General features: G+C 53.5%; 38 protein-coding genes and 1 pseudogene. 36 read left to right on the top strand and 3 right to left on the bottom strand.

The genetic code is table 11. The annotated features are described in order from the left end of the window. Positions 1-12: 12 nt before the first annotated feature. From ACK8NJ_RS08140 to ACK8NJ_RS08130, 3 genes and pseudogenes are all read right to left on the bottom strand, one after another. Positions 13-636 (bottom strand): DUF1175 domain-containing protein, encoded by a 624-nt coding sequence (locus ACK8NJ_RS08140; RefSeq protein ID WP_001390092.1) that lies wholly within the window; start codon positions 634-636, stop codon positions 13-15. Beyond that, positions 633-2,237: pseudogene (locus ACK8NJ_RS08135) on the bottom strand (DUF2138 domain-containing protein); the annotation flags it as partial. The pseudogene ACK8NJ_RS08135 and the gene ACK8NJ_RS08140, both read right to left, overlap by 4 nt. A 341-nt stretch (positions 2,238-2,578) precedes the next feature. Then, positions 2,579-3,088 (bottom strand): DNA-binding protein, encoded by a 510-nt coding sequence (locus ACK8NJ_RS08130; RefSeq protein WP_000842767.1) that lies wholly within the window; start codon positions 3,086-3,088, stop codon positions 2,579-2,581. Between the two features lie 180 nt (positions 3,089-3,268). Between ACK8NJ_RS08130 and ACK8NJ_RS08125 the strand changes: the two genes are divergently transcribed. From ACK8NJ_RS08125 to ACK8NJ_RS07950, 36 genes are all read left to right on the top strand, one after another. Next, complete coding sequence (locus ACK8NJ_RS08125) at positions 3,269-3,505, top strand: helix-turn-helix domain-containing protein (RefSeq protein WP_063119056.1); 237 nt, start codon at positions 3,269-3,271, stop codon at positions 3,503-3,505. Further along, positions 3,480-5,468, top strand: coding sequence for a transposase domain-containing protein (locus ACK8NJ_RS08120; RefSeq protein WP_001209536.1), 1,989 nt, complete (start codon positions 3,480-3,482; stop codon positions 5,466-5,468). Before ACK8NJ_RS08125 ends, ACK8NJ_RS08120 begins: the two co-directional genes overlap by 26 nt. A 38-nt stretch (positions 5,469-5,506) precedes the next feature. Then, positions 5,507-6,445 carry an AAA family ATPase gene (locus ACK8NJ_RS08115; protein ID WP_001026713.1) on the top strand — a complete coding sequence of 313 codons (939 nt, stop codon included), beginning with the start codon at positions 5,507-5,509 and terminating at the stop codon, positions 6,443-6,445. Between the two features lie 13 nt (positions 6,446-6,458). After that, positions 6,459-6,686 (top strand): hypothetical protein, encoded by a 228-nt coding sequence (locus ACK8NJ_RS08110; protein ID WP_000987801.1) that lies wholly within the window; start codon positions 6,459-6,461, stop codon positions 6,684-6,686. Positions 6,687-6,718: 32 nt separating this feature from the next. Beyond that, on the top strand, positions 6,719-6,988 hold the full coding sequence (locus ACK8NJ_RS08105) for a hypothetical protein (protein ID WP_001151278.1): 270 nt from the start codon (positions 6,719-6,721) through the stop codon (positions 6,986-6,988). Between the two features lie 19 nt (positions 6,989-7,007). Further along, positions 7,008-7,295 carry a hypothetical protein gene (locus ACK8NJ_RS08100; RefSeq protein ID WP_000586546.1) on the top strand — a complete coding sequence of 96 codons (288 nt, stop codon included), beginning with the start codon at positions 7,008-7,010 and terminating at the stop codon, positions 7,293-7,295. Positions 7,296-7,315: 20 nt separating this feature from the next. After that, a complete protein-coding gene (locus ACK8NJ_RS08095) occupies positions 7,316-7,840 on the top strand; it encodes a host-nuclease inhibitor Gam family protein (protein ID WP_001107934.1) in 525 nt (174 codons plus the stop codon). A 98-nt stretch (positions 7,841-7,938) separates the two neighbouring features. Continuing rightward, a complete protein-coding gene (locus ACK8NJ_RS08090) occupies positions 7,939-8,481 on the top strand; it encodes a hypothetical protein (protein ID WP_000227266.1) in 543 nt (180 codons plus the stop codon). Then, entirely contained in the window at positions 8,474-8,656 is a 183-nt protein-coding gene (locus ACK8NJ_RS08085; protein WP_000597368.1) for a hypothetical protein, read from the top strand. Before ACK8NJ_RS08090 ends, ACK8NJ_RS08085 begins: the two co-directional genes overlap by 8 nt. Next, on the top strand, positions 8,649-9,011 hold the full coding sequence (locus tag ACK8NJ_RS08080; protein WP_000033737.1) for a hypothetical protein: 363 nt from the start codon (positions 8,649-8,651) through the stop codon (positions 9,009-9,011). The genes ACK8NJ_RS08085 and ACK8NJ_RS08080 overlap by 8 nt, the downstream gene beginning before the upstream one ends. Further along, positions 8,989-9,324, top strand: a complete 336-nt coding sequence (locus ACK8NJ_RS08075; RefSeq protein ID WP_000701639.1) for a hypothetical protein — start codon at positions 8,989-8,991, stop codon at positions 9,322-9,324. Before ACK8NJ_RS08080 ends, ACK8NJ_RS08075 begins: the two co-directional genes overlap by 23 nt. Next, positions 9,302-9,853, top strand: a complete 552-nt coding sequence (locus ACK8NJ_RS08070) for a gp16 family protein (protein WP_001082365.1) — start codon at positions 9,302-9,304, stop codon at positions 9,851-9,853. The genes ACK8NJ_RS08075 and ACK8NJ_RS08070 overlap by 23 nt, the downstream gene beginning before the upstream one ends. Further along, a complete protein-coding gene (locus ACK8NJ_RS08065; protein ID WP_000812144.1) occupies positions 9,850-10,260 on the top strand; it encodes a Mor transcription activator family protein in 411 nt (136 codons plus the stop codon). The genes ACK8NJ_RS08070 and ACK8NJ_RS08065 overlap by 4 nt, the downstream gene beginning before the upstream one ends. Beyond that, complete coding sequence (locus tag ACK8NJ_RS08060; protein ID WP_000873377.1) at positions 10,257-10,736, top strand: hypothetical protein; 480 nt, start codon at positions 10,257-10,259, stop codon at positions 10,734-10,736. The genes ACK8NJ_RS08065 and ACK8NJ_RS08060 overlap by 4 nt, the downstream gene beginning before the upstream one ends. Positions 10,737-10,836: 100 nt before the next feature. Further along, entirely contained in the window at positions 10,837-11,433 is a 597-nt protein-coding gene (locus tag ACK8NJ_RS08055; RefSeq protein WP_327621530.1) for a glycoside hydrolase family 108 protein, read from the top strand. A 1-nt stretch (position 11,434) separates the two neighbouring features. Next, complete coding sequence (locus ACK8NJ_RS08050) at positions 11,435-11,686, top strand: hypothetical protein (protein WP_001557440.1); 252 nt, start codon at positions 11,435-11,437, stop codon at positions 11,684-11,686. After that, a complete protein-coding gene (locus ACK8NJ_RS08045; protein WP_411962330.1) occupies positions 11,661-12,071 on the top strand; it encodes a hypothetical protein in 411 nt (136 codons plus the stop codon). Before ACK8NJ_RS08050 ends, ACK8NJ_RS08045 begins: the two co-directional genes overlap by 26 nt. Then, positions 12,059-12,667: a hypothetical protein gene (locus ACK8NJ_RS08040; protein WP_105491529.1), complete on the top strand. Its 609-nt coding sequence runs from the start codon at positions 12,059-12,061 to the stop codon at positions 12,665-12,667. Before ACK8NJ_RS08045 ends, ACK8NJ_RS08040 begins: the two co-directional genes overlap by 13 nt. Continuing rightward, the gene (locus ACK8NJ_RS08035) at positions 12,664-12,891 is read left to right on the top strand and encodes a TraR/DksA family transcriptional regulator (protein WP_000128966.1); all 228 of its coding nucleotides are present in this window, start codon (positions 12,664-12,666) and stop codon (positions 12,889-12,891) included. Before ACK8NJ_RS08040 ends, ACK8NJ_RS08035 begins: the two co-directional genes overlap by 4 nt. Next, complete coding sequence (locus ACK8NJ_RS08030) at positions 12,876-13,181, top strand: DUF2730 family protein (protein ID WP_001372558.1); 306 nt, start codon at positions 12,876-12,878, stop codon at positions 13,179-13,181. The genes ACK8NJ_RS08035 and ACK8NJ_RS08030 overlap by 16 nt, the downstream gene beginning before the upstream one ends. Before the next feature lie 5 nt (positions 13,182-13,186). Further along, a complete protein-coding gene (locus ACK8NJ_RS08025) occupies positions 13,187-13,474 on the top strand; it encodes a hypothetical protein (RefSeq protein ID WP_024168521.1) in 288 nt (95 codons plus the stop codon). 2 nt (positions 13,475-13,476) lie between these two features. Further along, positions 13,477-13,776, top strand: a complete 300-nt coding sequence (locus ACK8NJ_RS08020; protein WP_000101558.1) for a hypothetical protein — start codon at positions 13,477-13,479, stop codon at positions 13,774-13,776. Continuing rightward, complete coding sequence (locus ACK8NJ_RS08015) at positions 13,766-13,924, top strand: hypothetical protein (protein WP_172819860.1); 159 nt, start codon at positions 13,766-13,768, stop codon at positions 13,922-13,924. Before ACK8NJ_RS08020 ends, ACK8NJ_RS08015 begins: the two co-directional genes overlap by 11 nt. Beyond that, positions 13,914-14,495: a DUF3486 family protein gene (locus ACK8NJ_RS08010; RefSeq protein WP_411962329.1), complete on the top strand. Its 582-nt coding sequence runs from the start codon at positions 13,914-13,916 to the stop codon at positions 14,493-14,495. Before ACK8NJ_RS08015 ends, ACK8NJ_RS08010 begins: the two co-directional genes overlap by 11 nt. Further along, the gene (locus ACK8NJ_RS08005) at positions 14,492-16,027 is read left to right on the top strand and encodes a terminase large subunit domain-containing protein (protein ID WP_411962328.1); all 1,536 of its coding nucleotides are present in this window, start codon (positions 14,492-14,494) and stop codon (positions 16,025-16,027) included. The genes ACK8NJ_RS08010 and ACK8NJ_RS08005 overlap by 4 nt, the downstream gene beginning before the upstream one ends. Next, positions 16,024-17,595 carry a DUF935 domain-containing protein gene (locus tag ACK8NJ_RS08000; protein WP_410778449.1) on the top strand — a complete coding sequence of 524 codons (1,572 nt, stop codon included), beginning with the start codon at positions 16,024-16,026 and terminating at the stop codon, positions 17,593-17,595. The genes ACK8NJ_RS08005 and ACK8NJ_RS08000 overlap by 4 nt, the downstream gene beginning before the upstream one ends. After that, a complete protein-coding gene (locus ACK8NJ_RS07995) occupies positions 17,588-18,352 on the top strand; it encodes a phage minor head protein (protein ID WP_411962327.1) in 765 nt (254 codons plus the stop codon). Before ACK8NJ_RS08000 ends, ACK8NJ_RS07995 begins: the two co-directional genes overlap by 8 nt. 214 nt (positions 18,353-18,566) lie before the next feature. Next, the gene (locus tag ACK8NJ_RS07990) at positions 18,567-19,529 is read left to right on the top strand and encodes a phage protease (RefSeq protein ID WP_235166595.1); all 963 of its coding nucleotides are present in this window, start codon (positions 18,567-18,569) and stop codon (positions 19,527-19,529) included. Beyond that, positions 19,529-20,431, top strand: a complete 903-nt coding sequence (locus ACK8NJ_RS07985; protein ID WP_411962326.1) for a Mu-like prophage major head subunit gpT family protein — start codon at positions 19,529-19,531, stop codon at positions 20,429-20,431. The genes ACK8NJ_RS07990 and ACK8NJ_RS07985 overlap by 1 nt, the downstream gene beginning before the upstream one ends. Before the next feature lie 76 nt (positions 20,432-20,507). After that, positions 20,508-20,819, top strand: coding sequence for a hypothetical protein (locus ACK8NJ_RS07980; RefSeq protein WP_411962325.1), 312 nt, complete (start codon positions 20,508-20,510; stop codon positions 20,817-20,819). Beyond that, complete coding sequence (locus ACK8NJ_RS07975; RefSeq protein WP_167813343.1) at positions 20,819-21,256, top strand: gp436 family protein; 438 nt, start codon at positions 20,819-20,821, stop codon at positions 21,254-21,256. Before ACK8NJ_RS07980 ends, ACK8NJ_RS07975 begins: the two co-directional genes overlap by 1 nt. Continuing rightward, positions 21,256-21,798 (top strand): phage virion morphogenesis protein, encoded by a 543-nt coding sequence (locus tag ACK8NJ_RS07970; RefSeq protein WP_000513058.1) that lies wholly within the window; start codon positions 21,256-21,258, stop codon positions 21,796-21,798. The genes ACK8NJ_RS07975 and ACK8NJ_RS07970 overlap by 1 nt, the downstream gene beginning before the upstream one ends. Continuing rightward, positions 21,795-22,406, top strand: coding sequence for a hypothetical protein (locus ACK8NJ_RS07965; protein ID WP_411962324.1), 612 nt, complete (start codon positions 21,795-21,797; stop codon positions 22,404-22,406). The genes ACK8NJ_RS07970 and ACK8NJ_RS07965 overlap by 4 nt, the downstream gene beginning before the upstream one ends. After that, entirely contained in the window at positions 22,387-22,572 is a 186-nt protein-coding gene (locus ACK8NJ_RS07960) for a DUF2635 domain-containing protein (protein WP_053289374.1), read from the top strand. The genes ACK8NJ_RS07965 and ACK8NJ_RS07960 overlap by 20 nt, the downstream gene beginning before the upstream one ends. Further along, positions 22,572-24,047, top strand: a complete 1,476-nt coding sequence (locus ACK8NJ_RS07955; protein ID WP_032084906.1) for a phage tail sheath subtilisin-like domain-containing protein — start codon at positions 22,572-22,574, stop codon at positions 24,045-24,047. Before ACK8NJ_RS07960 ends, ACK8NJ_RS07955 begins: the two co-directional genes overlap by 1 nt. A gap of 9 nt (positions 24,048-24,056) precedes the next feature. Then, positions 24,057-24,413 (top strand): phage tail tube protein, encoded by a 357-nt coding sequence (locus tag ACK8NJ_RS07950; RefSeq protein ID WP_001062748.1) that lies wholly within the window; start codon positions 24,057-24,059, stop codon positions 24,411-24,413. Position 24,414: the final 1 nt, after the last annotated feature.

The following is a 24,414-nucleotide window of genomic DNA, read 5'->3' as shown; positions in this document are numbered from 1 at the left end:
ACAAGCACGCTGCTATCGCGCCAGAAAATTTAAACGATAAATGCCAATGAAATTGGGATTGGAATCGTTGGGTATCCATCGGGTGTCCTTCCATGTCATAAGTTGTTGCAGACTGACTGCGCGCATTCCGTTGTCAGTTTTCGTGGCGCTTCCGGTGTGGTAGATGACGTAACGCCCCATCCAGACCATTAAGTGCTGGGCATCGCCCTGATCGAAAAAAATCATATCGCCAGGCAGCGCCTGGTTTATGTCCTGGCCAATGAACTGACTGTTATATTGAATCAAATTAATCGCGGTCACATAGGGGCCGGTTTTTCCGTTCCCCTGATTCCAGTTTTGCGCCAGTTGACGCTGTTCAGGTGTTAGCGTCATTTCAGGCGGCAAATACTGACTTGCTATACCGTTACTTTTTAGCCATTTGCTGTCGTGAACTTTCAGCGCCTCGTTCGCCGAAAATCGCACCAGGCCCGCACAATCCTGCTGATACCAGCGCGGACTTGGCCCCTGTCGGAGCTGTTCCTGTGCAATACGCACAAACCAGGCGCGAAACAGCCACGACTGTTCGACATTCAGCATTTCGCTATGGGCAACAACACAACACAGCCAGCAAATCAGCGCCAGCAGCCCGTGCCTCATAGCGGCTGCCAGGTTATGGGTAGCCACTGCCAGGCGGCACCGGGTTCCATCTGGGCCAGCTTCATGACATAACGAGGTTGTTGAGATAAAGCGTCCAGCTTCGGCATTAATAAAGTTTGTGCAGCGTTATAAAAAACCGGTTCGAGATTCTTCGGCAGACTGGTCAGCGTTTCGTTACGCAGCAGTTTCGCCACGCCTTGTGGATTGATATAGAGTGGAACGATGCCATCAGTGGGTATTACATCCACCATTGCCGGGCGGGTTTTATTCAGTGTTTGCAGCGCGTTATTAACCAGCGTGTCATCGAGGGAGAAAAGCAGCGTTTTGTTTTGCATCGCCAGCGACACGCGGAAAAAATAATCCGACATTAATTGATCTGGTTGCGCCGCCTGTGCTTTCGGATACTGGCCGTATCGGGAACTCACTTCGCGACGCCAGATTTGCGCTTCGCCCTGCTGAGTCTGGCTTACCGGCAAAACACCTTCTGGCGCTTTGCTTTCGTGCGCACCAATATTTTGCGTAAACAGTTTCCCAGGCAGTTGTGCCTGTTCGGCTGAGCCATCAAATTGACCAACAAATAGCGGGGTTTGTAATTTTGAGTCTTCATACCAGCACAGCCCGGCTGCACCATCTAACGCCCCGTTCAGCTTGTCGTTTTCCTGGCTGATGTGCGAAAGCATCTCTTCGGCAATACCATGCGAATACGGCACCGCCACACAGAAGCTGGCCCCGGCAGGCATACTGTTCCATACCGGCGTAAAATCGAAACTGGCATCTACGCTTGCGGATTCATCATTTAACGCCACAAAGCTATGCCAGCCGTCGTTGCTCATTTCGAAGCGTACACCAGCAAAAGAAGGCATTAATCGCTGGTAGCCAAACCCCAGCAACCTGGCGCTGACCACGATGCGCTGGCGTACTGGCGTTTTTTCAGCAGCACGCTCTTCCAGGCCAAAGCTGGCTTGCCAGCGTTTTTTACCGCTCAACAAATCACTTGCGATCGCCGTGGCTTCGGTATCCTGCTGGTCATCTTTAAACAGCATATCCGTACTGGAAAACACCAGCATCTTGTCCTGATAAGTCGCGAACATCAGGGCGTTATTGCCGTTATAGCGCAACTGATAAACCGGGATGGTTTCACTATTTAGCTTAATACTACTGATTTCCGTTTTGCTTAACTGGCTGTCGCTGGTAGCGGCAAACAACAATGGCTCCAGCAGTTTGCTTAAACCACTGCGCTGGATCAGCACCATGTAATGTGAAAGATGGCCTTGTTTATCGTGCCATAGCGCCGCCTGCGCGGGCTGATCTAAGAGTGAAGAAAAGAGCTTATCTTTCAGCGTGAGATCGTGTTCATAGACAATGCGGCGAATGCTGCCTTCAATGCCCAGACGATCGGCATGATTCTGATAATAGAAAACGAAATCTTCACTCAGAACATCGTGGAGAAACGGAATGGTAAGGAGGTCTTTGGGAAGCTGGCTCAGAGAGTCGCTGTCGAGAAAGAGGTCCGGCTCATTGAGATCGATTTGCAGATTGTTGTGCACCACCAGCGGCGACAACGTTTTTTCTGGCCCACTGCCAGCATATTGCAACGCCCAGTGTATTGATTCACAAGAAGTACGAAAAAAACCGGGAGGACATTGGATTATTCGGGATTTGACGGGATTAGATTTGATGGGGCTTGCAAGCCTGTAGAGCAGATTTTAGCCGTTAAGCCTTGAAACGCGAAAGATTGTTAGAAATGGCTTTTGTTTCATTAAAGATACGAAAAGCGATTAATTCACACATCATTTCAATTGCAGCTTCAAAAATGCTTCAAACCCGATAACAACCAGGCTTTTGGCAAATGATATATATCAAAAACACCTTTTGCCATTTCGGTATCTTACCATCCGGGCCATTTGAGGGGAATTATGTGTTTTAGCTAGGTTCCTGGTTGTTATACGGATTTTTTTACATCTTGTGGATCCTGTGAAGGAGCTACAAGATCTTCCTGTTCATGAACGCCATAGATTGACAAAATCTCTTTGCGAGCTTCTGAGGGTAATGTATGTAGCACCAAAGCTGTTTGTAGCGTTTGGCGATCAATGCCCAACATTGCCAATAGGGTATCAGCAGATATAGGGGGGCGTTCATGCATTAACCCGGAAAGCCCGTATTTAGCCATATTCAGCTCTATTTCCCGGACTTCATTTTCTCCTAATTTATTGATTAATATGGAGAACATCTTCAATGTATCAGCATTCATTTCTTCGATAGACGTTCCCTGCATAGCTGGTATTACCGGGAGATACTCAACCCCAGGCCCACGACGCCCTTCTTGCGAACGCTTAGGCCATCCTTCTTTCTTCGCTCGTTTGTGCACGCCTTGTATTGTTCCTGGCATTCCGTCCAGTTCAGTAATTTGTTTGGGCGTCATCCACTGGTTTATCTCTCTTGAACTTTTCATAAACTAAGTTTACCAAATTTATATGTATATAAATCAAAGTGTTACAAAATAAATCACACCAACTCATATAAACTAGTTGAGTTTATTTGGTTTATGTGACAATGTATAAAACAGATAATCAAGACAGATTATCTGTTTTGATAACCCTTTATCATACGCAATATGGTTGATGTGTGAAAGATGAGTAACGATTGGCATCGGGCTGACGTGATTGCGGCCCTCAAAAAAACAGGAATCCCTCTGGCAAAACTGTCCAGACGTTCAGGTTATTCAACCGGGACACTCGCAAATGCATTAGTCAGGCCATGGCCCAAAGGTGAACGTATCATTGCTGATGCCTTAAACATGAAACCTGAAGAAATTTGGCCTAGTAGATATCTAAGGGATCACAATGAGAGAGTGGATATCAGCAATTGAGTGTGCGGGTTTATCTGGTTTACCTGGTTCATTAATGGGGATTCACAAAAGGGCACAGAGAGAAGGATGGCTCAAGAGAAGAAGAGAAGGAATTAAAGGGGTTGCTTATGAATACCATATATCTTCTCTTCCTAACTCTGCCCGAGCTGAGTTTTTGATCCAACAAGGGGGAATTGAAACAAGCCTGGGCCGTTTTGAAATCGCCCGCCCCACGCTGGAAGCCCATGATTATGATCGTGAGGCACTGTGGAGCAAATGGGATAACGCCAGCGATTCCCAGCGCAGACTTGCTGAAAAATGGTTGCCTGCGGTTCAGGCTGCAGACGAAATGCTGAACCAGGGGATTTCAACGAAAACGGCATTTGCGACCGTTGCTGGACATTACCAGGTCAGCGCATCCACTTTGCGGGACAAATATTACCAGGTACAGAAGTTTGCGAAGTCTGACTGGGCGGCTGCGCTTGTTGATGGCCGTGGTGCATCCCGTCGCAACGTTCACAAAAGTGAATTTGACGAGGATGCCTGGCAGTTTCTGATTGCAGATTATCTGCGACCGGAAAAACCCGCCTTTCGCAAATGTTATGAGCGTCTGGAACTGGCAGCACGTGAGCATGACTGGAATATTCCCTCCCGTGCCACGGCCTTTCGCCGGATTCAGCAACTGGACGAGGCAATGGTTGTTGCCTGCCGTGAAGGTGAACATGCACTGATGCATCTGATACCGGCACAGCAACGAACTGTGGAACACCTGGACGCCATGCAGTGGATCAACGGCGACGGTTATCTGCATAACGTCTTTGTACGCTGGTTTAACGGTGATGTGATCCGCCCGAAAACATGGTTCTGGCAGGATGTGAAAACCCGAAAAATTCTGGGCTGGCGCTGCGATGTGAGCGAGAACATTGATTCAATTCGCCTCTCGTTCATGGATGTTGTGACTCGCTACGGTATCCCGGAGGATTTTCACATCACCATTGATAACACCCGTGGTGCAGCGAATAAATGGCTGACGGGAGGCGCGCCCAATCGTTACCGCTTTAAGGTAAAAGAGGACGATCCAAAGGGACTGTTTTTACTGATGGGCGCGAAAATGCACTGGACAAGCGTTGTTGCCGGTAAAGGCTGGGGCCAGGCAAAACCTGTTGAACGTGCTTTCGGTGTTGGTGGGCTTGAGGAATACGTTGATAAGCATCCGGCACTGGCTGGCGCATATACGGGGCCAAATCCGCAGGCAAAACCTGATAACTATGGCGACCGCGCTGTTGATGCAGAGCTGTTTCTGAAAACCCTTGCCGAAGGTGTGGCGATGTTCAATGCCAGAACAGGCCGTGAAACAGAAATGTGCGGGGGCAAACTCTCGTTTGATGATGTTTTCGAGCGTGAATACGCCAGAACGATTGTGCGTAAGCCAACCGAAGAACAAAAACGGATGCTGTTACTGCCTGCCGAGGCGGTGAACGTTTCACGCAAAGGCGAGTTTACGCTTAAAGTTGGCGGCTCCCTTAAAGGCGCGAAAAACGTTTATTACAACATGGCGTTAATGAATGCCGGCGTGAAAAAAGTTGTGGTCAGGTTTGATCCACAGCAGTTACACAGCACGGTTTATTGTTACACCCTGGACGGTCGGTTTATCTGTGAAGCGGAATGTCTGGCACCTGTTGCATTTAATGATGCTGCGGCAGGCCGCGAATATCGCCGCCGCCAGAAACAACTGAAATCTGCAACTAAAGCAGCCATTAAGGCGCAGAAACAAATGGACGCACTGGAAGTTGCTGAACTGCTGCCGCAGATAGCCGAACCAGCAGCGCCAGAATCAAGGGTTGTTGGTATTTTCCGGCCTTCCGGTAACACGGTGCAGGTGAAATACCAGGAACCCGATGATGAATATGAAACTGATCGTGATGAATATCTGAATCATTCGCTGGATATTCTGGAACAGAACAGACGTAAAAAAGCCATTTAATTAACGTTTAAACAAAATTTAATTACGAGGTTATTCAGATGAATATTTCCGATATTCGCGCAGGACTGCGCACGCTTGTAGAAAGTGAAAAAGCGACTTATGCACAAATTGCACGCGAGTCTGGCGTGGCCGCAGGAACGTTAAGCGCATTCGTGAATAACAAGTACAACGGCGACAATGAACGTGTTGCGCAGACGCTGGAACGCTGGCTGGAGAACTATCACCGTGCCGCAGAGCTGCCAGAACCACCACGTTTTGTGGAAACCAGAACAGCACGCCAAATCTGGACGAGTATGCGTTTTGCCAGCCTGACTGAAAGTATTTCTGTTATCTGCGGTAATCCAGGTGTGGGAAAAACTGAAGCGGCCCGCGAATTTCGTCGCACCAATAACAATGTCTGGATGATCACCATTACCCCATCCTGTGCCAGTGTTCTGGAATGCCTGACTGAACTGGCTTATGAACTGGGAATGAATGACGCACCACGCCGTAAGGGGCCACTCTCCCGCGCTTTGAGACGCCGTCTTGAAGGTACGCAGGGGCTGGTCATTATCGACGAAGCTGATCATCTTGGCGCTGAGGTTCTGGAAGAACTCCGCCTGTTACAGGAGTCCGCCCGTATTGGCCTTGTTCTGATGGGGAATCACCGTGTTTATTCAAACATGACCGGTGGTAACAGAACGGTTGAATTTGCCCGCCTGTTTTCCCGTATTGCCAAACGGACGGCAATCAATAAAACCAAAATTGATGATGTAAAAGCCATTGCGGATGCCTGGCAAATTACCGGCGAAAACGAGCGGGAATTATTACAGCAGATTGCACAAAAGCCAGGTGCGCTTCGCATCCTGAACCACTCGCTGCGCCTTGCTGCCATGACCGCCCACGGTAAAGGTGAACGTGTTAATGAAGATTATCTGCGTCAGGCTTTCCGTGAATTAGACCTCGACGTTGATATTTCAACCCTGCTGCGCACGTAAGGAGAGCGAAATCATGATGTCACGGAATATCAAAATGGCAACGGAAGTAAAGAGCTGGTTACAGGAGCGCGGCAGCCACGTCAACGAATCCTGGCTGGGCGTGGCCCGCCCGGTGCTTGAAATTACCTGCCCGCCACCGGAGCTGGTCAGAAACGCTGTCAGGATTATGGAGCATAAATCAGGGGTTGCCCGTTCCGTATGGACGGCCCGCCTTAATGGTTGCCAGATTATCTGGCGTTAATAACGGCTTATTTATTTGTGAGGAATAACAAAATGGCAAAAGTAATCTTTGAATTTAACCGCATGGAAGATGTTGAGTTTCAGAAAAAAGGAGGTTTCTTTGTAGGAATGAGTGTGCAACTGGAAGAACAGTCTCCTAAGGAGCAAACCGGACCGCATGACGTGATGGCAGGCATTATCAAGAGCATGGCTCCTGAAATTATTGAAAAAGCAACCCAGGAGTTGTTGAAGTCAGCCAGAGAACTTGGGCTGGAAGCCGAAGGCGAGTTATTCCGGTATAACCCGGATGCAGCCAAACATTAATTTCAGGGAAGGAGGCATGATGATAATCCCTCGCAAAAGATGGTCACGCGAAGACCGGGAATTTATCGAAGCCAGTGTCGGGAAAATGACCGTCGAGGAAATGGCGAAAAAACTGAACGTTGCCCCAACCGCCCTACAGGCACATGCCAGAAGGCACGGAATATCGTTGTGTGCATACCGGGTCAGTGAGCACGACAAATATTTGTGTCGTGAACTTTATAAAGAAGGGCTGGCTATTCATGTCATTGCCCAAAAGATGGAATTAAGCAATCGTGCTGTATCCAGCATTGTATACAGCGAATATTAATTAACAGGAGCTTTATTTATATGGCTAAACCAGCAAAACGAATCAAGAGTGCCGCAGCAGCTTATGTTCCGCAATCCCGCGATGCCGTGGTGTGTGATATTCGCCGGATTGGTGACCTGCAACGCGAAGCGGCACGACTTGAAACGGAAATGAATGACGCTATCGCTGAAATTACTGAGAAATACGCCTCACAGATTGCGCCCCTTAAAACCAGTATTGAAACCCTTTCAAAAGGCGTTCAGGGATGGTGTGAAGCGAACCGCGACGAACTGACGAACGGCGGCAAGGTGAAGACGGCGAACCTGGTAACCGGCGATGTGTCATGGCGTCAGCGCCCACCATCGGTAAGTATTCGCGGTGTGGATGCGGTGATGGAAACGCTGGAGCGTCTTGGCCTGCAACGCTTTATTCGCACGAAACAGGAAATCAACAAGGAAGCGATTTTACTGGAACCGAAAGCAGTCGCAGGTGTCGCCGGAATTACAGTTAAATCAGGCATTGAAGATTTTTCTATTATTCCGTTTGAACAGGAAGCCGGTATTTAATACCACCATTAATATTTAATTAGTTCACTTTCTTTTAATTATGGCGCGATGCGTCAGGGGATTGCTCGCGCCTGAAACAGATTACTGAGGAATAAAAAATGGTTGATGCAAAAGTTCTGAATGGTGTCAGCACATTATTACGGGCTTACGGGCGTCTGACCTGCGGGGTTCTGGCTGAAAAAATGAATATGCTGCCCTCGTCAATGGTGTATTTCCTGCGTGATGCGGTTGATGCCGGAGTTCTCACTGAATGTAACGGATTTTATGACGTTCCGCGCCCTCGTCCAACGCCGCCAGTAAGACGAAACGCAACAACGGAACACCCCGCTGTTGATAATGCTCAATGGTGCGCGTTCCGCCGCTCTTTGCCCTGGCTGGAAGGCAATGCCATTCCGGCATTGGCAAAAGAATTTGCGACAGGCGTACTGACCTGCGAGTCGGTTTACATCGTTGCTGAAGTGGATGACGAGATGTGCAAACAGGGGATGCCCCGTTTTGTGATGGCGTATATCGATATCCGGCTGGGGCGCTTTATTTGTGGTTCCAGTGGCTGGAATATCACCGACCACGTCATGCGCTATCTCATTCTTGATTATTCACCAGCTCCGGCAGCAACACAGGAAGTCAGTGAACATGATTAAGTCAATTGGCTTTGTCCTGCTGGTTGGCACCTGCGGGAGTGATGCCTGTGATGCTATCCCGGCAACAGAAAAAATCTGGCCCACAGAGCAGGCATGTATGCAGGTGATGGAGCGCATACAAAAACGTTATCCCAGTGGAATCTTTTATTGCGAAGAGGTATTACGAAATGAGTAAGCATATTTATTACGACCCTAAATATCGGGCTGAAATGCGGGCGCAACTGGTTGTCAGTGGATATACACCGGAGCAGGCCGATACAACTCTGACAGAACTGATGGGTGAGCTTCCATTTGATGAAGCTGAATATGAATACTGGCTGAAGCAGTTCAGGCTGGAAATTCTGGAAAACACCACACTGCCATCGCTGATAAGAATAATAAAAAGCGTTATCGACAATGCCTGCTACAACGGTGATTGCTTGGCCGCAGCAATTGCGACCCATGCTCTGGTGAATCTGCTGGAGGTTACCGGCGCAGTTTTCCTGAATCCTGAAAAGGTATTAAGAGATGAAAATACAGATGATTACTGATGCTGATTTAATGGCTGCAACCTTAATTTCCAGTGGCATGTCAGAACAAAAGGTAAATGATTTCCTGGATAATGTCGTATACCAGCACTATGAGCAGGCCAGAGAAAATTTAATTTCAGAAAAGCGCACGATGATTGCTGAATCATTAAGCCCTGCATGGATTATCGAAGAGTTGCGGGGAATCATTGCCAGTCAGGATAAAGTGGCGGCAGTTGCCGCCCTTGATGTGCTACAGCGAATGAGTAAAGAGCTATTCAACACTGAATTAATTTTAAAATCCGGGGGACATAATGAATCGCACATCCCTGATTAAATTAATTCATGTTGCACGTCGGGAGTTGCAACTTGACGATGACACTTACCGCGCTTTTCTGGTGCAGTGCACGGGCAAAACCAGTTGTCGCGAGCTGTCCGTTGCACAACTGGAACAAGTGCTCGATGCCATGAAAGAGCGCGGTTTTAAGAAACAGAAAAAATATCCCCGCCGTCGTTTTAAGGGGCATGTCACACCACGCGAGAAGATTTACAAAATCTGGCAGCAGATGTTTCTTGACGGTTTCGTCTCCGATATCAGCGACGCTGCGCTGGACAAATACGTTGAGCGCCTGACAGCCAGACGTAATGGCGGACAGGGTGTTTCCACGCTGGCATGGTGTCACGGGGAATCGTTGCAGGTTGTGCTTGAAACGCTCAAACAGTGGCATATGCGCTGCATCCGTGAAGCCTTTGCCCGACATGGTGTGCCTTTACCTGTGAGCGAAACCGGGCGGGAGCTGCGCGGCTATGATGCACTGACCAGTGCGTATGCCCGCGCACGAAACAGCGGGAGAATTGCTGTATGAAACAGATGAAAGAGCAGGATTTATTCGAAGACTTCCGGGACGACAGCGTTCTGGAATATCTTCACGATTATCAGGAAAAATATGTTTACCCGGCGCTACTTTCAGAACTGAATGCTCTGTTGCGACAGGAACTGATAAGGCTTGGGGTTAACCCGGTCCATTCCCTTGAGTTGGTAGTGGCGATTTGTAATCATATCGGTGGGATTCAGGTATATGTTCCTAAAGGGAAAATACTGGAAAATCTTATCAGAGACATGCGCATCTGGCGTGATTTTGATGGGAAAAACGTAGCGGAACTGGTGCAGCGTTACAAAGTGACATACAAAACGGTATATCAAGCTATCAAAAGAATGCGAAGGCTGGAGCGTGGAAAATATCAAATGCAACTGTTTAAGGATGAGTCATGAAATACTTTCCTCTTATACTTTTACTGAGCGTATTTTGCGCTAATGCGGCAAAGTTGCCAGCTGAAGATGTCATCAAAAAACGTCTGACAGAAAAAGATCTCATTGCACTAAATAGCTGGAAGCCTCTTAAGGGAGGCGATTCTATTAAGAACGGTGGAACTGAAACTGCTCACAGCAAATTCGGGGTATTTACGATCAATAATAAAGTCGTCAGCTCAAGGACGACGGTAAAGGATTTTGAAAACAATCCTTCAGGTGTGTTGTCTTCCTTTGTAGCATGCTCGCGGGTTGCAGAGTCAGCAATTGGTGAACTAACAGAGAAGCAGCAGAAACGAATTATTGACATGGTAGTTTCAGCTACAAAAGTTGAAGGGTATGGGTTAACTGACGTGATACAGGGTTTTCTCATGCAAACCAAATTTCTCAAGATGGGTAACGATATGGTAATAGATTGCTCCATCAAAGGAGATGAGTAGTTATCTTCCCTTAATTCAATGAAGCCGGTAAATCCGGCTTTTTTTATGCCTCCGGCACCATGAAGCAGACCACGTTTAACTCTGCTTCACAGGTGTTTTTATGGAAAATCAAAAATTCTCCCCGGCCTTTGAACATGCGCTGAATTTCATTCTGCGTCCCGATATCGAAGGCGTCTATGTCAATGACCCCACTGACCGTGGCGGCGAAACCAAATACGGCATTTCTGACCGCCGCGACGGTGTGATTGACGGCAAAACCGACGTCAACGGCGACGGCAAACCGGATACCCGCATTAAGGATTTGACCCGCGAACAGGTTGCGCAGATTTACTGGCGCGATTACTGGCTGCCTGCCGGATGTGAGCAGTGGCCTGATGGCGTGGCGCTTTTTGTGTTTGATGCGGCGGTTCAGCATGGCGTTAAAAAGGCTATCAAACTTTTGCAGGAGGCCGCTGATGTGGATGCTGACGGCATCATCGGGCCGCGTACCCGCAAGGCCGTGAGCCAGTCCACCCCTGACTGGTTGCTGGCCCGCTGTATTGTCCGTCGTTCCCGCTTTTATGCCGACATCATCAAATCAAAACCCGCCCAGGGCAAATACCTGAACGGCTGGTTTAACCGCATGGAAAAGCTGACCGACGCCTGTCTGGAAATCATCGATACCCCTCTGGGCATCATGTCCGCCACGCGGGGGTGATATGGGCAAAGGCTGGGATGCCTCACTGAAAGCCGGGCGGCGTGACCGCCTGCGTCAGGAGGTTCTGCACCGCATGGCCGGAGGTCCGCCCCCGAAACCGCTGGACTATACCGGCCATGACGGCACACACGCCAGCTACTACATGCGTGGCTGGAACTCCGTGGATACACGGGACATTTTCTGGCAGTGCCAGAAGTACAGGGAAAAATTCAATGTGGAAAAAGGTAATGAACAAAATTTTAAAACTGTGTGACTGGCTGCTTTGTTCCCGACTGATGAGAACCCCATGGCCGCTGGCCGGACTGACACTCTGCATGTTCATCATCAGCATGTTATGTGGCTGGCGATCGTTCGTGTTGATGTTGTTGTCCTTTGCCGGGGTGGTGTTGTTTTCATACAGCGCAAGCCTCGGGAATGTGCCATTTCGCCTGCTGCCTGAGGTCCGTTACCGGGCTTTTGGTCGCCACATCATCGTGTGGTCATGGGTGGTCTGGGCGCTGGGATATTTCTGCTGCGTCTTCAGCACGCTGATGATGATGTCACCGGTGCATCCGGTGTTCTGGCTGTGTGGTGGCAGTTGCGGCGGTCTGCTCTGTCTTCAGCGTTATCTGCATGGAGGTTTCCCGTGGATCCGTTAACCCTTTCAGGCATCGCCTCTGTTCTGCTGAAAGCCGGGCCGGGGCTGATTCGTTCCGTCGGGCGCTGGTTTGGTGGCAGTACATCTGCCGCCGCTGACTCGGTGGCCGGTATGGTGGAAAGCGTCCGGGAAAGCCTTCCCGTTGCTGAACAGCAACGCATTCTGGAACAAAAACTGGTGATGCTGTCACCGGAGCAACTGGTGCAACTGGAAACCCTGAAAATTCAGCTGCAACAGCTGGAGGTGGAACGGCAGAAGCTGGTGCTGGCTGACCAGCAGGCCGCACACCACGAACAGCAGGAAACCATCCGCAATGGTGACAACGCCACGGACAGCTATGTGCGCCAGACGCGCCCGCTGCTGGCCCGCCTTTCCTGTTACAGCAGTCTGGCCTATGTGCTGTTGCTTTCCTGCGGCCAGATTGCCGGAGCCATTGCCGGTGCCAGAGGTATCACGCTGCATATGCCGTCACCGGACTGGGATATCACGCTGATGTTACTTACCCCGGCGCTGGGCTATCTCGGCGTGCGAACTCTTGACGGCTTTGCCCGTTACAGCAAGTCAAGCAAGGACAAAATTTCTGCGGGGCTGAAATGACCGACGAAATCGACCGCATCAGTGAAGTGGTTCTGAACGAACGTCAGAGCGTCGTTAAAGCCTGGCAGACACGGACAAAAGAAACGCCCCACAGCCGGGGCTTCTGCAATGACTGCGGGAACGTTATTCCGGCACAGCGCCTTGCGGCGCTGCCGGATGTGGTGACCTGTATTGACTGTCAGCAGATGCGGGAACGTAGGAGGAAAACGTGTCCTGGGAAATGATCAGAGCCAACTGGCCCATTCTGTGGGCATTGCTGATGACAGGAATAAACCTGCTTCAGTTGATTCTGGCAAAGACCTACGTCAAGCGCGAAGAGTTTGATTTGCTGCGTTCCCGCGTGTCGGTGATGGAAAGCCAGGTACATCAGCTACCTGATCGTGATGAGTTCCACCGCCTGCAACTGGATATCAGCAACCTGCGGGGAGAAATCAAAGAGCTGGGGCCATCCATCCGCCAGGTATCCCGCATCAGCGATTTGTTATTAGAGAACGAGTTAAAGGAAAAAAATTAATGGCGATGAAAGAGATCCTCACTGAAGACCGTCGTCTGGTGTTGCTGCGTTCCCTGCTGGATTGTGGCGACAGTGCGAATGAATCCGTGTTGCAGACCTGCCTTCAGGCCTACGGTCATAAGGTATCCCGTGATGTGGTGCGCACCCAGCTTGCATGGCTGCGCGAGCAGGGGCTGGTTCGTCTGTCTGATGTGGGCGGCTGTTACGTGGCTGAAATCACCGGCAGCGGCGAGGATGTGGCAAACGGCCTGTCCAGCGTTCCGGGCGTTAAAAAACCCCGTGCGAGGGACTGAGCATGGCCCGAAAACTGAAGCCGTTAAGTCGCGGAGAACGGGCCGTCGTGCGGCAACTGGCGTACTGCCTTGTGCTGGCAGATATTGAGCAAAACGCCATTGTCCGTGCATACGAACAACAGACCGGAAAGCCCTGGAACCCGGATGCACCGGATACCCCCATGAAACGTGCCCTGCGTTCATCACCGGCATGTGCGCGGCTGTGGAAGCTGTTAGGTAAGGATATCCGCTCCGTTCGCGAAGAAATATACGCCGGTCTGAAAACACCGGGAACTGAAGACGGGGGCCGTCGTGAACCGTAAAAAGAATCCGATAAGTAAAGCGTCCCGTGATGAACTCCGCCGTCTGGCGCACAACCTGACATGGCGGGAAATCCAGAACGGCGCACTGAAATCTGCATACGAAAGTTTACAGCGTAGTGAGCAACAGGAGCGCACACATGGAAAATGAACAACGCCCCACCCGTGGCCGTCTTTCCAAAGTGGATTTACTCCCGGGCAGCATCCGGGAGCAGTTGCATCAGATGCTGCGGGAAAAGCGGCACACGCAGGAGGAAATCCGCGAAGCCATCAACGCCCTGATTGACGAACACAACCTGCCGGAAGAGATGCAGTTAAGCCGGACGGGCTTAAACCGCTATGCCATCCGCATGGAAAAAGTCGGGGCAAAAATCCGTGCCTCCCGCGAAATGGCCGAAGTCTGGGCGGCAAAGCTGGGTTCCGCGCCGACGTCAGACGTCGGCAAACTGCTGATGGAGTTTGTAAAAACGCTGGCTTTTGAAACGTCCATGTCGATGGCAGAAGACGACAAGCCTGTTGCACCGAAGGCGCTGGGGCAACTGGCGCTGGTTGCCCAGCGTCTGGAAGCGGCAGCCATGACCAGCCATAAACGCGAGAAAGCGATCCGTGATGCGTTTGCGCAGGAGATGGCAGAGAAAACCGAAGAACTGGTCAGAACGGGCGGTCTGTCAGGTGGTGCGGCTGACACCATCAAACGTGAAATTCTGGGGATTAGCGCATGACACAGATGGACACGTTCAGTGAATCTGATGTTCTGCTGCCGTATCAGAAACGCTGGGTGGCGGATGATGCCGACCTGAAAATTGCCGAGAAATCCCGCCGTACCGGTTTAACCTGGGCAGAAGCGGCAGATGCAGCACTGACGGCATCACTGAAGAAGGAAGACGGCGGGCGCGATCACTTTTATATCGGTTCGAACAAGGAGATGGCCCGCGAATTTATCGACGCCGTGGCGATGTGGGCGAAGGCGTTTAATGCGGCAGCGGAAGAAATCTGCGAGGAAGTGATCACCGACGAAGACAAGGACATTCTGACGTTCGTCGTGTACTTCGCCAGCGGTTTTAAGGTCAAGGCACTGTCCAGCAACCCGAGCAACATTCGCGGGATGCAGGGGAATGTCACCATCGACGAGGCCGCGTTCCATGAAAAACTGGACGAGCTGCTGAAGGCGGTGCTGCCGCTGAAAACATGGGGCGGCAAAATTCGCCTTATTTCCACCCATGACGGCGTGGACAACCTGTTTAACCAGCTGATTCAGGAAAGCCGCGCGGGCAAAAAAGATTACAGCATTCATACCATCACGCTGGACGACGCCTGCAATGACGGGCTGTACCGGCGTATCTGTCAGGTGCGCGGCATGGTGTGGTCACCGGAAGCCGAGGCGGAATGGAAAGAAGGTCTGCTGCGAAATACCGCCACCCGCGAAGACGCACTGGAGGAATATTACTGTGTCCCGAAAAACGGCGGCGGCACGTATATCCCCCGCTCACTGCGTGAACGTGCGGCCCGTGGCACCGGAAAAGTGTTGCGCTTTACCGGCACACCGGAATTTAACGCACTGACGGAAAGCCAGCGCCGGGCAGATATCCGGGAATGGCTGGAAACAGTGGTGCGCCCTGAACTGGAAAAACTCCCGAAGAACCTGCGCCACTGTCTGGGGGAAGACTTTGCGCGTTCGGGTGACCTGACCGTACTGGCCCCGGTGACGGTGAACGATGACACCACCCGCGAGGTGCCGTTCCTGGTTGAGCTTGGCAATGTGCCGTTTAAACAGCAGGAGCAGGTGCTGTTCTGGCTTTGCGATCGTCTGCCCCGCCGTGACGGCATCAAAATGGATGCGCGGGGGAATGGTCAGTATCTGGCAGAACAGGCGGCAGAGCGGTACGGCGATGAAGTGGAACAGGTGATGCTGTCCGTGGCGTTTTACCGCGAAAACATGCCCCGTTTCCGTGCGGCGTTTGAAGATGATGAGCTGATCCTTCCGAAGCATGAAGACGTGATCAATGACCTCGGGGCCATTCAGTTACTGCGTGGCGTTCCCGGCATTGATGATTCACGAACCAAAGGCAGCGACGGTCACAAACGTCACGGCGACGCCGCTGTGGCCATTTTCCTGGGCTTCCTTGCCAGCAAGGATGACTGCCACCGTTACGAGCTGCACCGCCTGAACCGCCCGGTGAAACCGGAAGAACGCAACGCGCGCCGCCAGATGAAGCTGACGCGCGGCCTGAAAAATGAGGGAGGTTTACTGTGAACCTGAAACAACTGGCCGGGGCCGTTCGCCGTCTGCTGAACCCGGCAACCGGTGAGGAAGACACGCTGAAAAAAGAGGCGCTCAACGAAGCACAGGCCCGTCCGCGTCATGCCGGTGTGCGTTCGGCCTCGCCGGGTATCAGCGTCGCCTCCGGGCTGAACCCCGGCAGGCTGGCAGGCATTCTGCGCAATGCCGCCGACGGCATCACGCGTGATTTTTTTATCCTTGCTGAAGAGATGGAAGAGCGCGATTTGCATTACGCCTCGGTGCTGCGCACCCGCAAGCTGACGGTGGCGGGTATCGAACCGGTGGTGGTGGCCGCCAGTGATGACGATGCTGACGTGCAACTGGCGGACGCCATCCGTGCACTGATGGAAGCCCCGCAAATCCCCGAGCTGTTGTTTGATCTGCTCGACGGGCTGGGGAAAGGGGTGGCGGTCTGTGAAATCCTGTGGAACACCCGCAACAACCACTGGATGCCCCGTGATTATGAGTGGGTTGATCCCCGTTTTCTGAAAGCCGAAAAACCCACGCTGCGCCAGTTCCGCCTGCTGACTGACGATGAACCGGTGGATGGCGTACCGCTGACACCGGGAAAATTCATTGTTCACCAGCCGCGTCTGAAATCCGGTCTGCCGCTGCGTAATGGTCTGGCCCGTCTGGTAGCGGTGATGTACATGCTGAAATCCTTTACCGTGCGTGACTGGTGGGCATTTGCGGAAAAGTTCGGCATTCCGGTCACGGTGGGGAAATACGGTCCCAACGCCACGGAGGAGCAAATCCGCGTACTGATTGATGCGATTGCGTCCATTGCCTCGGATGCCGGGTGTGCAATTCCGCAGTCCATGCAACTGGAGATGCAGGAAACCGCCAGCCGGAATAACGGCGGTGCACTGTTCTGTGAAATGGCGGAATGGTGCGATGCGCAAATCAGTAAGGCTGTGCTGGGGCAGACCATGACCACGGATAACGGCAGTTCGCGTTCACAGGCGGACGTGCACAATCAGGTGCGTATGGACATTGTGCGCTGGGACGCGCGGCAGCTGGCTAACACGCTGAATGAATATCTGGTGCGTCCCTATATCGAGGCCAACTACGGGCCACAGGCGCACTACCCCCGTGTTGTTCTGCGTATCAGTGAAGCGGAAGATCTGAAGGCGCTGACAGATGCTCTGGTGCCACTGATTGACCGGGGGATGCGGGTTCAGGAATCGGAGCTGCGGGACCGGTTCGGCCTGGCTGAACCGGACGACGGGGCTGATGTTCTGCATCCGGTGTCTGCCGGAATGTCAGGTGATGTGGCGATGAACCGCGAGCGCGTCGCCCTGAACCGGGAACACCCCGACGAACTGGCACAGATGGTGGATGATGCCCTGCGTGACTGGCAGAAAACCGGCGAAGCGTTCACGAACCCGGTGCTGACACTGGCGCAGGAATGCGACAGTTTTGATGACTTTCTGAAACGCCTGCCTGAGCTTCAGGAAACGCTGAACGCGGACGACTTTGCCCTGCAACTGGCGGAGGTGTGCTTTAAGGCGCGTGCGCTGGGGGACACCGGTCATGCGTGAAACTCTTATCCCGAAAGAGGCGCTGGCGTGGCTGAAGGCGAAGAAGCTGCGCCCCGGTTTTGATTACCGGGATGTGTGGCGGGAAGAGCACCGGAGCAGCTTCACCGTGGCAAAAATGCTGCAACTGGATTTGTTGTCGGATGTGAAAGCCCTTGTGGAAGACGCCCTGCAAAGCGGGCAGACGTTCAGCGAGTTCCGGGAGGCGCTGCAACCGCTGCTGATAAAACGCGGATGGTGGGGCGTACAGGAGATGGATGATCCGCTGACGGGCGAAAGGCGCACCGTACAGCTGGGCAGCGACCGTCGTCTCCGCACGATTTTTGACACCAACATGCGCACCGCCCGCGCGGCGGGCCAGTGGGAACGCATTCAGCGGACAAAGCGGGCCATGCCGTATCTGATTTACGAGCTGGGACCATCCCGTGAGCACCGGGCGGAGCATGTGAAATGGGCGCGTCTGTGTCTGCCGGTAGATCATCCCTTCTGGCAGACGCATTTCGCCCCTAATGGCTGGGGCTGCAAATGCACCATCCGTCAGGTCAGCCGTGGTGAATATGCGCAACTGGTAGCACAGGGCACCATTCACACCGAAGCGCCGGAAATCCGAACCGTCCGCTGGGTGAACAAACGCACGGGCGAAGAGGAAGAGGTGCCGGAAGGGATTGATCCGGGCTGGAACTACAATCCCGGCATAAACCGCGCGCAGGAGCTGGCACGCCAGCTGGCGACAAAACAGGCCCGTTTTGACAGTGAATAACCCTCCCGCCGTAAATCCCCCTGAAACGCATCAGAAACGCGTTTTTTATTCTGATGGCGTGAATGTGCATTCTGACTTTTTTGAAGATGCTGTGGCGTTTTTGAAGGGGTTTTGAAGGGGGTGTTCTTCCCGTTTTCAGTGAAGCCGGTAAATCCGGCTTTTTTTCTGCCTTCCGCATACTGACCGTCGGTAACCCCAAACGACGGAGACTGACATGCAACCGGAACTGCTGGCGCTGTGTTTTTCCCTGCCAGAACCCATTCCTGAGCTGACACCCGCTCAACTGCCTGAATGGCTTGAACTCGTTCCTGCGGGTGAGTTCACCGGGCGCGATGGCCGGACGTGGATTAACCGCAATCCGCATGAGGTGGTCACCCGCTCGTCCGACATCAAAATTCCGGTGGACATTGAACACGCCACCGAAATTAAAGGGCAACGCGGTGATGAAGCCCCGGCGTATGGCTGGGTGGAAGAACTGCGCGTGACGGACAGCGGCACCATTGAAGGCCGTGTTGTCTGGAGCGAGTACGCCCGGTGGATGCTGAGCGAACGCCGTTACCGCTATTACAGCCCGGCGTTTTTCTTTGACGCAGACGGTGTGGTGACGCGCCTGTCCAGCGTCGGGCTGACCAACAAACCTAACCTGGACTTTCCTGCACTGAATACGGAGAAAAACCCGATGACAGTACCTGTGCAAATCACCGGCCTGCTTGGGCTGGCTGAATCTGCCACGGTGGACGATACCGTGGCCGCCATTAAACAACTTCAGGAGAACGAACAGGTGGCGCTGAACCGCGCACAGACACCTGACCTGACGAAGTTTGTGCCGGTGGAAACCCACAATCTGGCACTGAACCGTGCCGAAACCGCAGAAAAACGCCTTCAGCAACTGGAAGAGAAGGAAGCCGAGGCGCTTGTGGATGCGGCCATCGAGGCCGGAAAAGTGGCCCCGGCAAACCGCGACATGTTCCTGGCCACCTGTCGTACGGAAGAAGGCCGCAAACAGTTTGCGGAATACACCAAAGGCACACAGCCGTTGGTGAACAACGACAAGCCCAGCCAGGGCAAGGATAAACCCGCGCAGACGCTGACCGACGCCGAACTGGCGATGTGTCGCAGCATGGGTATTACCGGGGAAGAGTTCCTCGCCGCTAAACCGAAACAGGAGAATAACTGATGGGAGCAGTCACTTCCGAAGTCCTTCACGCGCTGACCACCTGTCTGAGCGCCGCTTATACCCGTGGTCTGAGTGGTGTTACCCCACAGTGGCAGCGTATTGCCTCTGAAATCCCGAGTTCGTCCGCCTCCAATACCTACGGCTGGATGAAAGATTTACCGGAGATTAAGGAATGGGTCAGTGCCCGTCAGATGGCAACGCTGGACGGTTATGGTTACACCCTGGCGAACAAAACCTGGGAAAGTTCGATCCGCGTTAAACGCGAACACATTGAAGACGATCAGATTGGTCAGTACAGCATTATCGCTGAACGCTATGGCCGCCAGACATCGGAGTTCCCGGACAAGCTGTGTTACCCCCTGCTGTGTGCCGGGTTTAACACCCTGTGTTTTGACGGTCAGAACTTCTTTGATGAAGACCACCCGCTGGGCGACGGCACCTGCAGCAACGTTGTCGGCACCCCGGCATCAGACCAGGGAGAACCGTGGTTCCTGATTGATGATTCTCAGGTACTGAAACCCATCATCTGGCAGACGCGACGCGCCTTTAAGTTTGAAGCCCTGGATGATCTGAACAGCGAGCACACCTTCAAGAATAACGAGTTCCTTTACGGGGTGGACGGTCGCTGCAATGCGGGCTTCGGCTTCTGGCAGACCGCCGTCGGTTCCCGTGCGGCACTGACAGCGGAGAACTACGAGAAGGCCAGCAATCTGTTGCGGGGTATGAAGGCCACCAACGGTGAACCGCTGGGCATCCGCCCGACCACCCTTGTGGTGGGGCCGAAAAACCGCGCGGCGGCGAAGCGCATCATTGACGCCATGCTGGTTAACGGCGGCGATTCCAACATCTGGTACAAGGATGTGGACATCGTGGTCAGCCCGTTCATCACCACGCCGGCATAACCCGTCGCGTAACCTGTAAACCGCAGTTAAAAGGCGCTGTGAATGCCCTTTTAACTGCCTTTTAAAAGGCAGAGTCATGAGTGAAAAAGCAGGAACCAAAGGCGCGAAAGCCGCAAAGAACAGCACAGCACAGGAAAACCCGGCACCGCTGGCAGACGTTATTGTGGCTGACAGTCAGGCGAATGAACCACGTCCGGCTGAAGACCCGGTTACTGTACAGGGTGACGCCCCTGTCCGGCTGAACGTCCGGGCCGTGTCTGAAAACGGGTTCTGGCGCTGTGGCCGTTTCTGGTCACATGCCGGTGAGGATGTGGCGGTGACCGCTGCGGTTGCCAACCGCCTGATGGCAGAGCCGAATCTGATTGTCCGGGAAGCGGAGAAAGGCTGATGGGGTATATCACGCAGGAAGACCTGTTACGCGCGGACGGCAATCTTGTCTGGAACATGGCGATTAACCGGGAAACCAACGAACTGGATGAAGACAAAATCCGTCAGGCCATCAGTGATGCCGAAGCGGAAATTGATTCGTTTCTGTCCCGCCGCTACCAGCTGCCGCTGGGAGTGACGGAAATCCCGCGCCCGCTGCAACGCGTGGCGGTATCGCTGGCGTTTTACTGGTTGTCAGAGCGTGACAATCAAATCACGGAGCTGATCCAGAAACGCTACGACGACGCCATTAAAACCCTGCGTGAGATGGCGAACGGCACCCGTGACCTGGGCCTGCCAGCGTATGCCACCCCGGCAGAAACCGATCACGGGAAAATCATTGTGGTGGGTGCCAATGCCCGGCTGTTCACCCGTAACAACCTGAAAGGGGTGCTGTGATGGGTATTTCTGTACAGGTCAGCGGTGACCAGCGTCTGGAGGATATCCGCCGTGCCGTTGAAAAGCTGGCAGATGGTTCATTGCAGGCAGAGCTGCTGGAGAGCATAGGTGCGGTGGTGGAATCACAGACCCGCCGCCGCATCATCGATGAGAAAACCAGTCCGGGCGGTGAACGCTGGCCGGACTGGTCTGACGGGTACAAAAAAACCCGCCACGGCAACCAGAGTCTGCTGCGTGGTGAAGGCCATCTGCTGGAGAGTATCCAGTACATCGTGGAAAACCGCGTGGTGCGTATCGGTTCACCGCTGGATTATGCCCGCATCATGAATGACGGCTTTTCCGGCAGTGTGCCGGTCAGCGCCCACAAACGGCTTATCTCGCAGTGTTTCGGGCGGGCGCTGAAATATCCGGTCTGGCAGACCGTCGGCGCACATAACCGCATGATGAACATTCCACAACGTGAATTTCTGGGGCTGTCTTCTGCCAACCAGCAGGAGCTGCAACAGGTTATCAGTCATTTCTGGAAGGAGGTTCTGCCATGACAGAACAACGCCCTGAACTGCGCACACCGGGGAGCACCGTTGCGGCCGCAGAGCGCATTGTGGCCTGGCTGCAGACGGCCCTTCAGGGGGACACCCCCGACCGGGCCAACGTGGTGGAGCGTCACATCGGCCAGTTCAACAGCCCGGATGAAGTCAAACGCTATCTGTCCGGTCGCACCGGCTGTATCCGGGTAGCTGCCCTGCGCGTCCGGGATATCAACCCGCGCGGCGGGCTGTCCGGTCTGGTTACCTGGGTGGCTTACATCATGGCGACGGATTCGTGGGGGTACTCCCGCGACGTGCGCTGTGAAGTGCTGGCCGGAAAGGTGATTAAACGCCTGCTGTCGTCGGATGCCACCGGGGGCATGGGGGCTGAACGCATGGCTGCTGATGTGCGGGCAGACAACATTTACTCCGTCAGCCTCGACGGGCTGGGTGTCACCATGTGGGCGGTGACGTGGGAGCAGGAGTTCCGGCTGGATGAAGAGATTGATCTCGCCGCGCTCCCGGACTTCCTGCGCCTCGGGGCAACGCTGCGCTGCGGCGAACACACTGAAATTAACGACGTGATCCATGTACGGGGTGACGATGGAACAGAAACTGATTAAGCCAGCGCGGGAAAACGTCCGTGTCCGTAAACCGGATGGCGCGCATTTATCCCCGGAAGGGGAACGTCTCGACGTCTGCGCTTACTGGCTGCGCCGTGAAGCCGAGGGAGATGTGGAAATAACCGCACTTCCGAAAAATAACAACAAAACCAGAGGGAAAAAATAATGTCGCTGGGTTCAATTCCTGATGATATCCGCGTCCCGCTTGTCTGGATCGATATCGACAATTCTCAGGCGCTGGATGGTGCATCCGCGCAAAGCCGAAAAATTCTGGTCATGGGCCACGCGGTATCGTCCGGCAGCGCAGACGCCCTGTCACTGACCCGCATCACCAGTGACAGCCAGGCAGACCAGCTTTATGGCAAAGGGTCGATGCTGGCTGAAATGCTCAAAATGCTGCGTCGTGCCAACACGTACACGGAAACCTGGGCAATGCCGGTTGCCGCGCCTGAAGGCGCTGCCGCAAAAGCCACGCTGACCGTGCTGGGTACAGCGACTGAAGCCGGAACGGTGGCACTGCTGATTAACGGTGTGTCCGTTCAGGTGAGCGTGAGCGCCGGGGCTACGAAGGAAAACATTGCAAAAGCCATTGCTGATGCGGTGACGAAAAAGCCTGCCACGCAGGTGGCCGCTGCGGTGAAGGATGATGCCACGGATACCGTGGAGCTGACCGTGAACTGGCACGGCGTCACCGGCAACGGTGCCGACGTTCGCCTGAACTACTACACCGGTGAAGCCTTCCCGGCAGGTGTGAAGGTGACCGCTACTGCGTTTACCGGCGGCACCGGGACACCGGAAATGGCGGATGCCGTTGCGGCCATCGGCCCGGAGTGGTTTACCGATATCATCGCCCCGTTCACCGACACGAAAAGCCTGAACACCCTGCGTGATGAACTGCTGAACCGCTGGGGGCCGCTCAAAATGATGGAGGCGCAGCTGTGGACGGCGTTTCGTGGCACGCACGGGGAAACCGGCACGTTTGGTGAAACCCGCAATGACTGGCTGATTAGCTGTATCGGCACCAACCTGTCACCGCATCCGGCGTGGATGTGGGCCGCGTCATACGGCGCAACGGCAGCGTATCACCTTGCCATTGACCCGGCGCGTCCGCTTCAGACGCTGGTCCTGACCGGCATTCTACCGCCTGCGCGTAATGTTCGCTGGGATATGCCGGAACGTAACCTGCTGCTGCATGACGGCATTGCCACGCACATGGTGGACGCCGGGGATAACGTCTGCATCGAGCGTGAAATCACCATGTACCGGGTTAACCAGTACGGTGATGCGGATGTGTCGTACCTGGATGTGCAGTCCCCCGCCACGCTGGGCCGTATCCGTTACATCATCAAAAACCGTTTCACGAACCGTTATCCGCGTCACAAGCTGGCAGATGATGACGTGCTGGACTCACTGGATGCGGGGCAGCCGGTGATGACGCCGAAGCTGTGCACCGCAGAGCTGCTGGATATCTGCCAGACCGAACTTATTCCTGCGGGCCTTGTGGAGAACTTCAGCGATTACAAGGACACGCTTCAGGTGACACGCGACAGCAGCGATAAAAACCGCCTGAACTTTATCTGCCACCCGAATCTGGTGAACCAGCTGCGTGTGCTGGCAGGCCTGATTCAGTTCAAACTTTAAGGGGGCCGCATGGCAAAAATTCTTGGCATGGCGACCATTCGCGTGAATGGCCGCGAAATTAAAACCGAGGGGAAATCCACGCTGAATCCGGGCGGCTTCAGTCGCACCCAGCATATGGGCGGCGGCAAGGTCTGGGGCATCTCCAGCAAGATGGCCTCGCCGTCCATCAAGGTGACCATTGCGGCGGCAGCGGATATGGACGTGATTGAAATCAGCAGCTGGGAAGACGTCACGGTGATGTTCTACGGCGACAATGGCCTGAACTACATGATGACGGGTTCCGCCACGGATAATCCGGCGGAGCTGGACGAGGATTCCGGCACCATCAGTGCCAACTTTATCGGTGAAAAATGCGTGAAGGTGTGAC

Source organism: Escherichia sp. F1 (assembly GCF_046764225.1).
Classification (GTDB): Bacteria; Pseudomonadota; Gammaproteobacteria; order Enterobacterales; family Enterobacteriaceae; genus Escherichia; species Escherichia coli.
Note: the sequence above shows the minus strand (reverse complement) of the source record. Positions and strands in the feature narration are given on the sequence as shown.